Genomic DNA, 10,214 nt, shown 5'->3' with positions numbered 1-10,214 from the left:
TTTCGGAAATGTCCTGCTGTTTGTCGGAGTTGACGCTGATGGGGACAAAGTTGCGGTTGACGTAGGCGATGACCGTGGGATTCTGAAACGTCTCCTTTTCCATTTGAAGACAGTAGCGGCACCAATCTGCATTAAATACCAGAAACACTTTTTTGTTTTCGGCCGCTCCGCGCTGTCTGCCCTCAGCATAGGAAAACCACTGGATACCGGTATCGCCGGTTTGGGCTCCAGACGCACTGACGGCCCCAGCAGACACGGTCAGCAATATAGTCAGCGCAATTGTCGTCAGTTTCCATCGTTTTATCATAGCATCACGTATCCTATGCGCTGATCAGATTCAGTTTGTCAGTAACCAGCAGCAGGCCGAGGATCAGCAGCAGCAGGCCTGCGGTCAAGTTGATATACTTTATCGACCAGGATGCCTTTTTAATGAAAGATATCAATGAATCGACGAATACTGCAAGCACCAAAAAAGGTATTGCCAGTCCGGCGGCATAAACGGACAGCAACCCGATACCGTCGGTCACTGTTTCTTGGTTTCCGGCCACAATGAGGATGGATCCCAACAGTGGGCCGATGCATGGGCTCCATCCCGCTCCGAAGGCCATTCCGACGAAAAAAGTTCCCATGAAATGGAGGGGTTTCTTCTGCATTTGAAGTCGCCGTTCGAACTGAAGGAACCTGAAACTGATCAACCCGGTCATGTGAATGCCCAGCAGGATGATCAGGAGGCCTCCAATGATCCGTATCCAGTCACGATACTGGAAGATGGCCCCACCGATGAATGAGGCAGAAGCGCCCATAAGGACGAAAACCAATGAAAAACCAAGCACATAACTCAATGTTGCCAGGATGACTTTGGCTCGGACGCCCCGGGTATGGTCACCGGTTAGTTCATCTAACGACAGTCCGGTGATAAAGGTAAAATAGGCCGGTATCAACGGCAGGATACACGGGGAAAAAAAGGACAGCAGGCCTGCGAACAGGGCTGCGGGGTAGGAGATCGATTCTGTAAACATGCCTGCGGTCAATCCTTTGACGTTGGTGGCATCATGAAATGATTACCGTCTTTTCTGGTGAGCCGCCGAACCCGCAACGGGTTACAATAAAAGCGCACCGATCATGGCGCAGCCGTCAGCCGCTGGTGCCTCGAAAAGAATAGGACCCATGCCCCGGCAGCCAGAATAACCATATTTCGCAGCGTGTTCACGGCGATATTCGAAGGCTCATTGGCAGCCAGGGAAAAACAACCACAGGCGATGTTCAATCCGCGATAGCCGTTATAAAGGATGAGTCCGGTAAAGAAAACCATCATCAGGCTAATCAGTAGGGCTGCACCCTTTTCAAGTCGGCCGAAAACCAGCGCCAGCCCGCATACCGCTTCGATCCAGGGGAAAATCACGGCTGTTGCTGAAACCAGCGGGGGAGAAAACAACTGGTAGTTGGTCACAATGGCCGCAAAGGCTCCCGGGTCGGCGATTTTGCCGGCGCAGGAGAACAGGAAGATGGCTCCCAGGGCGATCCTGACGGCGACGGTGACGTTTTTAAAAATAGGTGATGGTTCAGGGTTCAAGGTTCCGGGTTCCGGGTTCACGGTTCAAGGTTTCAGCTTTGAGCCGGTTAGCCTATCAAATTAACAGCTTACCAGCTATCATTCAGGGTTGTGTCTGGCCGTTGGAAAAGTTCTTGATCATGGCCTCCCCGAGTTCCTTGGAACGGTTGGTGGCCGCTTCCACGGCATTGATGAGCGTGGTGCGAAGGCCGCCTTTTTCCAACGTGTGAAGACCGGCGATGGCCGTACCGCCCGGCGAGGTGACTGAATCTTTGAGTTGACCGGGATGGGCCTTGGTTTCAAGGAGCAATTTGGCTGCGCCCAGAATGGTCTGGGAGGATAGGAACAGGGCATCCTTTCGGGAAAGCCCCACTTTGACGCCGGCATCGGCCAGGGCATCGACAATCATGAAAATATAGGCCGGACCGCTGCCGCTGAGTCCTGTGATAGCGTCCATCAGGTAGTTTTCCTTGAGGAAAATGGATTTGCCCACCGAATCGAAGATCGCCATGGCAAGGTCAACGTCCTGCTTGTCTGCATGGCCGCCGGCGGCGACAGCCGTTGCGCCTTCACGGACGGCCACTGCCACGTTGGGCATGGCCCGGATCAGGCGAAGGTCTTTGTTGAGCAGCGACTCGATGGCCGCCAAAGGAACACCGGCGGCAATGGAGATGATCAGTTTGCTCATGTCCAGGTAGTCGGCGGTCTCCTTGAGCACACTGGCCATAATTTGGGGCTTGATGGCATAGATGACGATATCCGCTGCTTTGACCACCTCGATATTGTCCGTGGTGGTTGCCACCTTGAATTTTTCCCTTACGGGTTCCAACTGCCGCTCGCTGGCATCGGAACAGATGATGTTTTCGGGCAGAGCCGCACCGGATCGGATCAATCCGTCGATGAGGGCGTTGCCCATGTTTCCGGTTCCGATCATACCGATCTTTTTGTTGGTTAACATGGATTCGATCTCCTTTTGGATTCGCATCATCGCAGATAGTTCACCTACGTTTTAGACCTTTATCGTGTCAAGGGAAATCATCCGACCGGCTCGTGTTTAAGACAACAACTCCTAAATCGGTCAATTGGTCAGCCGGCCACCGGTAGGGGCTTGACATCGATGACCGATATCGGTAATGGTTTAACCATTACAACAAATGGTTAAACCATTACAAAATCATGTTGCCCCGCGCCTTTGCTTTCATCTTCTGATCCGAAAGCATGCCGATGGCAATACCGCAGGGGGATGTAAGAAACACAGGGAAAGAGGCCATGTTCAAAGCAGCCAAACAGACCCGGATTTTTCAAGATGTGGTGGAACAGATCCAGGAGACCATCCTTGAGGGAAAACTGGTGCCCGGCGAAATGCTCCCTTCGGAGCGTGAACTCAAGGCGATGCTCCAGGTGAGCCGGGGAACCTTGCGAGAGGCCCTGCGGGTGCTGGAGCAAAAGGGCCTCATCGAGATCAAGCTGGGGGTGGGCGGTGGTGCCGTGGTACAGGATATCAGTTACGACCAGATCAACGAAAGCCTGGCCCTGCTGATCCGCTATCAGAAGGTCTCGCTCCAGCACCTCACTGAGTTTCGTGTGGGTGTGGAGGGTCGCGTGTCGGCATTGGCCGCAGAACGGGCCACGCCGGCAGATGTGATCCATCTCAAATCACTGCTGGAACAGGCCCGCCAGTTCGCCGAAAAGGGCAGCGATTTCCAGAAGGGTTTCGTGGAAGTGGATAAGCAGATTCATCTGGCCCTGGCCCAAATAACAGGGAATCCGGTGTACATCTCCCTGCATCACACGGTCCATGACAACATCGACCAGTACTATGAAACCTTTTTGGTCATGAAACAGCGTGAAATGGAGGAAAATTTCACCGATCTGGCGAGCATCATCGATGCCGTGGAAAGAAAGCATGCGGCCGAGGCACGACAACTGGCCGAAGCCCATGTGTTGCGATTCAACCACTACATGGAAAACCGGGAGATATAGCGATAATGTCCATCAAGCGACTTCAATCCCATCCCATCCTGGATGTACCGGCGGAAACTGAGGTCCCGTTTACTTGGAATGGCACACCGCTGATCGGCAGGGATGGAGAAATGATCTCGTCGGCCCTCTTCGCCAATGATATCCACGTATTTGGTCACCATCACAAGGATGGCAGCCCCCAGGGGCTCTTCTGTGCCAACGGACAGTGTTCGCAGTGCCTGGTCATGGCTGACAACATTCCCGTCAAAGCGTGCATGACAGCCCTGAAAAAAGAGATGGCGGTACAATCGGTGGAGGGCCTCCCCAGCCTGCCGGAGGCTGTTGGCAAGCCTAACTTCGAACCGGCAGCGGAAAAGTCGGTGGCGGTGTTGATCCTCGGCGGCGGGCCGGCCGGGTTGAGCGCGGCCATCGAACTGGGCCAACTGGGCATCGATACCCTGGTCATCGATGACAAAGATCGCCTGGGGGGTAAACTGGTCCTTCAGACCCATAAGTTTTTCGGCTCCGTGGAAGATTCCCATGCTGGTACACGGGGTTTTGAAATAGGCAGCATTCTGGAGGGGCAACTGCGGGCGTTGCCGTCGGTGCAGATCTGGCTGGAGGCCACCGCCGTGGGCGTATTTTCCGACGGCATCGTGGGGGTCGTTAAAAGAAACGAGTATCGCAAGGTACGTCCGAAAAAACTGCTGGTGGCCACCGGTGCCAGAGAAAAAATGCTTTCCTTTCCCGGCAACACCCTGCCCGGTGTATACGGTGCCGGGGCGTTCCAGACCCTGGTCAATCGAGACCTGGTCAAATCATCGGAGCGGGTGCTCATCGTGGGCGGCGGCAATGTGGGGCTGATCGCCGGCTACCATGCCATTCAGGCCGGCATCGAGGTCGTGGCACTCATCGAGGCCCTGCCCCGGGTGGGTGGCTACAAGGTGCATGCGGACAAGCTGATACGGCTGGGCGTCCCCATTTTTACCCGGCATACCGTGATGGCCGCCCATGGCGACGGACATGTGACAGGCGTCACCGTTGCCGAACTGGACAACCGTTGGCAGACGATCCCCGGCACCCACAAGACCTTTGCCGTGGATACCATCCTGATCGCCGTGGGATTGGCCGAAGTCAACGAATTTTACCTCAAAGCCAAACAATGGGGCATGGATGTCTATTCTGCAGGGGATGCCCAGGAAATCGCCGAGGCATCGGCGGCCATGTTTACCGGCAAGATCGAAGGCCTCAAGATTGCCAAGGCCCTGGGATGTTATTCCGACGATATTCCGGCCGAATGGGATCAAAAGGCCACCATTCTCAAATCCCGGCCCGGTGCCCCGGTTCACCGGGATCCGACGCCAGGCGAGGAGGGGGTGATGCCTATCTTCCACTGCGACCAGGAGGTGCCTTGCAACCCCTGCACCTCGGTTTGCCCGGAAGGCGCTATCCGAACCGAGGAAGACAAGATCACCGGGCTGCCCTATCTGGTGGATGGAACCGCCTGTAAAGGGTGTTTGGCCTGTGCGGCCATCTGCCCGGGATTGGCGGTGACCCTGGTGGATTACCGCAAAGATCCGGAATATCCCATCGTTACGCTGCCATACGAAGTCTGGCGCGAACGGGTGGAAAAAGGCCAGCGGGTGCCGGTGACCGATCGTGATGGGGCCATCCTCGGCTATTACCCGGTGCAGCGCGTCGTGGCCAACCGTAGAAAATACCCGGGAACCTTGCTGGTTCAGTTCAAATTGGAACGGGCGGCAGCCAAACGAGCCATCGGCATCCGGGTCCAGGAGGTCCAGTTGGACCCGGCCACCGTTTATGAAAATGCTCCCCTGCCCGACGAGGCAGTGATTTGCCGCTGCGAGCGCATCACCGCCGGTGAGATCCGAACCGCCGTCCGCAGCGGGGTGAGGGACATCAATCAGATGAAAGCACTCAACCGGGCCGGCATGGGGGCTTGCGGGTCCAAGACCTGCCGACCCATGATCTGGCGAATCTTCCAGGAAGAGGGGGTGGATCTGGAGGCGGTCACCGACCGGGTGGATCGGCCGCTCTTCGTTGAGGTCGCATTAGGGACGCTGGCTGGTGAAAAAAGGGGTGATCGGGATGGATAACATCGATGTCATTGTCGCCGGGGCTGGTTCGGTGGGCGTCCCAACGGCCATGTCTCTGGCGGCCATGGGCCTGAAGACCCTGGTGGTGGACGGCAAGCCGTCGCCGGGCCAAGGGGACAACAAACGGGCTATCGGCGGGATCCGGGCGACCCACTCAGACCCGGCAAAAATCCGTGTGGGGCTTCGCTCGCTGGAGATTTTTTCCACCTGGAAGGAGACGCACGGCGACGACATCGAGTGGCTAAAGGGTGGGTACCTCTTCCCGGTTTACCGGGAGCAGGAAGCGCACGCCTTGAAGAAGCTGCTGCCCCTGCAACAGCAATTCGGCCTGAATATCGACTTCATTGACCCTGATCAGTTGCTGCAAATCGTTCCGGGCATCGATGCCAGTGGGCTTCTCGGCGGCACATTCTCACCGGATGACGGCTCGGCGTCACCGCTGCTGGCCATCAACGCTTTTGCTCGAAAAGCCCTTGATAATAGTGCCCGATTCCACTTTAATGAACGGATCGACACACTGCTGGTGGAAAAAGGCCGAGTGGTGGGCGTCCAGACGGACAAGGGGCGATACCGGGCACCGGTGGTCGTGGATGCAGCCGGTGCCTATTCGCGGCCGCTGTGCGCGACTGCCGGGGTGGATCTGCCCGTGATCCCTGATTCCCACGAAGGGGCCATCACCGAGCCGGTGGCCCGTATGTTCTCATGCATGGTGGTGGACCTGCGGCCGGGGCCGGGATCCAAGAATTACTATTTTTACCAGAATATTCATGGCCAGGTGGTGTTCTGTATCACACCGGACCCGCCCATTCTGGGCACCGATACCCGGGAGACATCGGTTTTCCTGCCCCAGGCGGCCGCCCGCATGGTGGCGCTGATCCCTCGACTGAAAACCCTGCGGGTGCGGCGGGTATGGCGAGGGTGCTACCCCATGAGTCCTGACGGATCTCCCATCGTGGGCTGGAGCCCCGAGATCGAGGGGCTGTTTCATATTACCGGCATGTGCGGCCAGGGCTTCATGCTTGGACCGGGCATGGGTGAACTGGCCGCACGGATGATTTCCGGCACGGCCTCCGATCAGGACCAGGCGGCCATGGAGATCTTCTCGCCGGCCCGGCAGTTCTCTGAAGTTCGCGAAGCGCTTAAATAGCGTCAAACAACGATACCCTATAGGAGCGAGACCATGAGCCAAGTAAAGTCCACCACACGACAGACCCTGACCTATCCGCGTCGCGATGTCGAAAAAGGCTATACCGACCAGTATCTGGATGTAAACCTGTCCGAAGGGACCATCGCCATCGGCCCCATCGAGGAGAAAATCAAGAAAACCTTCATCGGCGGCAAAGGCTTCGATCTCTGGCTGCTGTGGGATGCCCTGAAAGGCGACAATAAATGGGACGATCCGCAAAATGCCATCTGCATCGCTTCGGGCCCCATGGGGGGCACGCCTGCCTATCCCGGTTCGGGCAAAAGCATCGTCACCTCGATCTCCCCGCTTACCGGTTCGGTGATCGATTCCAACGTGGGCGGCTATTTCGGCCCCTATCTCAAGTTTTCCGGTTTCGATGCCCTTCGGATCACCGGAAAGACCAGCGGGGATACGGTGGTTGTCATCGACGGCATCCAAGAGAGGATCGACATCCTTGAGATCCCGGGATTGCCTGAGGATGCCTACGCACTTTCCGACGTACTGACGGATCACTTCTCCCAGGGCAAGAAGGTTGGTATTTCGGTGATATCGGCCGGCCCCGGCGCAGCCAATACCCGCATCGGCTGCCTGAATTTTTCCTGGTATGACAACGCCCGCAAGCGCGTTCGTTACAAGCAGGCGGGGCGCGGGGGCATCGGCACGGTGTTTGCCGACAAGGGCCTCAAGGCCGTGGTGGCCCGCTGGGAGCAGGTTTCCCTGAAAAGCAACAATCCCGCCGACCTTGAGGCGCTCAAGACCGTGGCCCGGTGCCACGCCAAAGAAATTGTAGAACTGGATCCCAAGCAGAACGAGATGGCCCGCCTCGGTACCGTGCACCTGGTGCCGATCATGAATGATTTCGATCTGCTGCCCACCCATAATTTCCAGTACGGCTCCCATCCGGGGGCGTCACTCATCGGGCGCGAGGCTTTTGAAAAGCTCTTCGATCCGGGTTACGACGGCTGCTGGAAGGGCTGTACCGTGGCTTGCGCCCACGGCGTCAAGGACTTCGTGCCCTACACGGGTGCGTACAAGGGCCGCAAGGTCTTCGTCGACGGCCCAGAATATGAGACCATTGCCGGCTGCGGCTCCAACCTGGGGATCTTCGATCCCTTCACCATTCTGGAGATCAATTTCTACTGCGATGCCTATGGCCTGGACACCATCAGCGTGGGCACGGCCATCGCCTTCGTCATGGAGTGCTTCGATCGCGGAATGATCAATACCGACCATACCGGCGGCATGGACCTCTCTTTCGGCAACCGTCTCAACGCCCTGGAACTGATCCACCAGATGGCCTCAGGCGAGGGGTTCGGTGCCATTGTCGGGCAGGGCATCCGTCGTATGAAAGGGCTGTTTGCCGAACGGTTCGGTGCCGATCCGGCCATGCTGCAGGATATCGGCATGGAGTCCAAGGGGCTGGAATTCTCGGAATACATGACCAAGGAATCCCTGGCCCAGCAGGGGGGGTACGGCCTGGCGCTCAAAGGCCCCCAGCACGACGAAGCCTGGTTAATTTTTCTGGACATGGTCCACAACTTCATGCCCACCTTCGAACAGAAGGCCGAGGCCTTGCACTGGTTTCCCATGTTCCGCACCTGGTTCGGGCTGTGCGGCCTTTGCAAGCTACCCTGGAACGATATCGTTCCCGAAGACAACAAGGACACCCTTGAACCGGCCAAGGTAATGAAGCATGTGAACTGGTACGCCGAATACTACACCGCCGTGACCGGCAACCCGGCCACACCCGAAGACCTGATTGCCATGAGCGAAACGGTATATAATTTTCAGCGCGTCTTTAACCTGAAAATGGGCTACGGCACCCGGGAACACGACACCCTACCTTACCGTGCCATGGGCCCGGTGACCGTGGAAGAGTATACATCCCGGCAAGAGCGATACGACACCGAACTCAAGGAAAAATACAAGGTTGACCTTACCGGCAAGGATACGCCGTGGCGGTTGGCGGAACTCAGAAAACGGCGCGAGGCCCAGTACGAGACCTTAAAGGACGCCGTCTACCAACGACGCGGATGGACGATCGATGGCATACCGACCATTGACACCGTCAAGCGCCTGGGGATTGACTTCCCCGAGGTTATGGCCGTGCTGGCCGAAAATGGAGTGAAATAGATGCTTACCGTCGACGGGCAAGCACGTTGCTGGCAGGAAGGCTTGACCGTGGCCTCGCTCCTGGCGCAACTGGATGACGGCCACCTCTATGCCGTGGTGAAACTGGATGGCAAGCCGGTCTCCCGTCCGCATTTCAAGACCACCCCGGTCCCCGACGGTGCCCGGGTAACGCTCATCCCCATGATCGCCGGCGGGTAAGAACAGTCCAACCCCATGAAAAACCTTGACTTATCCAAGCAAAAGGTCGTATTTTTTCAATGTCGTGGGCCTGCACGACACGCGTCGTGCGGGACCAACTCTCTATCGTCGAGGAAGATTCTTCAATGTATATCGTCGGCTACTTTTTGATGGCAGCGGCCAAGGTCATGGATTTCGTGCTGCTTTTTTTCATGTGGGTGGTCATTGCCCGGGCCATCCTCTCCTGGGTCAACCCGGATCCCTATAATGCCATTGTTCGATTCATCAACAATGTCACCGAACCGGTGCTCTACCCGATCCGGTCGAAACTGCCGATTCACTTTGGGGGGATCGATTTTTCTCCCATCATTGTATTCCTCGTCGTTATTTTTCTGCGAACCTTTGTTGTTAACAGCCTGATGCGAATCGCTGCTTCGCTCATATAATTAATTCCAAAGACAGGGACCCTGCTATGAAATTAACACCGCTGGACATTCAGCAGCAGCAATTCAAAGTCCGATTCCGTGGATTCGATGTGCGCGAGGTGGACCGGTTCTTGGAGCAGGCTGCCGATGCCTTTACCGCTATCCAGGAGGCCACGAAGCGCCAGGAAGAGGAGATTCGGCGTCTGAAGCTCGAAAAACAAGGCTACAAGGAGCGGGAAGAGACATTCAAGCGCGCCATGCTCAATTCCCAGAAAGTCCTCGAGCAAATGAAAGACAATGCCCGCAAATCGGCGGAGATCATCATTGCCGATGCCGAAGTCAAGGCGGAGAAAATTCTCAACCGGGCCCACAGCCGCCTTTCACAGCTTCACGAAGACATTGCCGAACTTAAGCGTCAACGTGTCCAGATCGAGGTGCAGATCCGTTCTATAATCGATGCCCACACCAAACTGTTGGAGATCGGAATAGAGGGAATGGACGTTATGGACGCGGAAGACACCAAAATCAAGGTGTTGAACAAGTAGTCCGGTGGCCCTTCAGGCGGTGTCAGTAGGTTCTTTTCATCTGCCAGTATCCCAATTTTCCCTAAAGTCGAAACCGATGGGTGCCGAATAGTTGTTAGGCATTACACCCAACAACTA

11 protein-coding genes are annotated in these 10,214 nt (G+C 56.5%); 7 read left to right on the top strand and 4 right to left on the bottom strand.

From position 1 onward, the window contains the following. The 4 genes from ABYV26_RS12925 to proC form a co-directional block, all read right to left on the bottom strand. The coding region (locus ABYV26_RS12925; protein ID WP_372681615.1) for a thioredoxin family protein at positions 1-307 on the bottom strand (307 nt) is incomplete at its 3' end. A gap of 13 nt (positions 308-320) precedes the next feature. Continuing rightward, entirely contained in the window at positions 321-1,019 is a 699-nt protein-coding gene (locus tag ABYV26_RS12920) for a cytochrome c biogenesis CcdA family protein (RefSeq protein ID WP_372681613.1), read from the bottom strand. Positions 1,020-1,120: 101 nt separating this feature from the next. After that, a complete protein-coding gene (locus ABYV26_RS12915; protein ID WP_372681611.1) occupies positions 1,121-1,573 on the bottom strand; it encodes a MauE/DoxX family redox-associated membrane protein in 453 nt (150 codons plus the stop codon). Positions 1,574-1,655: 82 nt separating this feature from the next. Next, positions 1,656-2,510, bottom strand: a complete 855-nt coding sequence (gene proC, locus ABYV26_RS12910; RefSeq protein WP_372681609.1) for a pyrroline-5-carboxylate reductase — start codon at positions 2,508-2,510, stop codon at positions 1,656-1,658. A 311-nt stretch (positions 2,511-2,821) separates the two neighbouring features. On the opposite strand from proC, the gene ABYV26_RS12905 reads away from it, so the two are divergent. The 7 genes from ABYV26_RS12905 (at position 2,822) to ABYV26_RS12875 (ending at position 10,097) form a co-directional block, all read left to right on the top strand. After that, a complete protein-coding gene (locus ABYV26_RS12905; protein ID WP_372681607.1) occupies positions 2,822-3,535 on the top strand; it encodes a FadR/GntR family transcriptional regulator in 714 nt (237 codons plus the stop codon). Positions 3,536-3,540: 5 nt separating this feature from the next. Continuing rightward, positions 3,541-5,631, top strand: coding sequence for an FAD-dependent oxidoreductase (locus ABYV26_RS12900; RefSeq protein ID WP_372681606.1), 2,091 nt, complete (start codon positions 3,541-3,543; stop codon positions 5,629-5,631). After that, positions 5,624-6,778, top strand: coding sequence for an NAD(P)/FAD-dependent oxidoreductase (locus tag ABYV26_RS12895; protein ID WP_372681604.1), 1,155 nt, complete (start codon positions 5,624-5,626; stop codon positions 6,776-6,778). Before ABYV26_RS12900 ends, ABYV26_RS12895 begins: the two co-directional genes overlap by 8 nt. A 33-nt stretch (positions 6,779-6,811) precedes the next feature. Continuing rightward, positions 6,812-8,950, top strand: a complete 2,139-nt coding sequence (locus ABYV26_RS12890) for an aldehyde ferredoxin oxidoreductase family protein (RefSeq protein WP_372681602.1) — start codon at positions 6,812-6,814, stop codon at positions 8,948-8,950. After that, positions 8,951-9,148, top strand: a complete 198-nt coding sequence (locus tag ABYV26_RS12885) for a MoaD/ThiS family protein (RefSeq protein WP_372681600.1) — start codon at positions 8,951-8,953, stop codon at positions 9,146-9,148. A gap of 125 nt (positions 9,149-9,273) precedes the next feature. Further along, positions 9,274-9,573 carry a YggT family protein gene (locus ABYV26_RS12880; RefSeq protein WP_372681598.1) on the top strand — a complete coding sequence of 100 codons (300 nt, stop codon included), beginning with the start codon at positions 9,274-9,276 and terminating at the stop codon, positions 9,571-9,573. Between the two features lie 26 nt (positions 9,574-9,599). Then, positions 9,600-10,097: a DivIVA domain-containing protein gene (locus tag ABYV26_RS12875; RefSeq protein ID WP_372681597.1), complete on the top strand. Its 498-nt coding sequence runs from the start codon at positions 9,600-9,602 to the stop codon at positions 10,095-10,097. The last annotated feature ends 117 nt before the right edge of the window (positions 10,098-10,214 follow it).

The sequence above is a fragment of the Desulfosarcina sp. genome, from assembly GCF_041551955.1.
Taxonomy (GTDB): domain Bacteria; phylum Desulfobacterota; class Desulfobacteria; order Desulfobacterales; family Desulfosarcinaceae; genus Desulfosarcina.
Note: the sequence above shows the minus strand (reverse complement) of the source record. Positions and strands in the feature narration are given on the sequence as shown.

Bases quoted from the DNA above. Each gene is read 5' to 3' on its own strand.
- ABYV26_RS12920 (WP_372681613.1), bottom strand. From the start codon at position 1,019: ATGTTTACAGAATCGATCTCCTACCCCGCAGCCCTGTTCGCAGGCCTG.
- proC (WP_372681609.1), bottom strand. From the start codon at position 2,510: ATGTTAACCAACAAAAAGATCGGTATGATCGGAACCGGAAACATGGGC.
- ABYV26_RS12905 (WP_372681607.1), top strand. From the start codon at position 2,822: ATGTTCAAAGCAGCCAAACAGACCCGGATTTTTCAAGATGTGGTGGAA.
- ABYV26_RS12900 (WP_372681606.1), top strand. From the start codon at position 3,541: ATGTCCATCAAGCGACTTCAATCCCATCCCATCCTGGATGTACCGGCG.
- ABYV26_RS12895 (WP_372681604.1), top strand. From the start codon at position 5,624: ATGGATAACATCGATGTCATTGTCGCCGGGGCTGGTTCGGTGGGCGTC.
- ABYV26_RS12890 (WP_372681602.1), top strand. From the start codon at position 6,812: ATGAGCCAAGTAAAGTCCACCACACGACAGACCCTGACCTATCCGCGT.
- ABYV26_RS12885 (WP_372681600.1), top strand. From the start codon at position 8,951: ATGCTTACCGTCGACGGGCAAGCACGTTGCTGGCAGGAAGGCTTGACC.
- ABYV26_RS12880 (WP_372681598.1), top strand. From the start codon at position 9,274: ATGTATATCGTCGGCTACTTTTTGATGGCAGCGGCCAAGGTCATGGAT.
- ABYV26_RS12875 (WP_372681597.1), top strand. From the start codon at position 9,600: ATGAAATTAACACCGCTGGACATTCAGCAGCAGCAATTCAAAGTCCGA.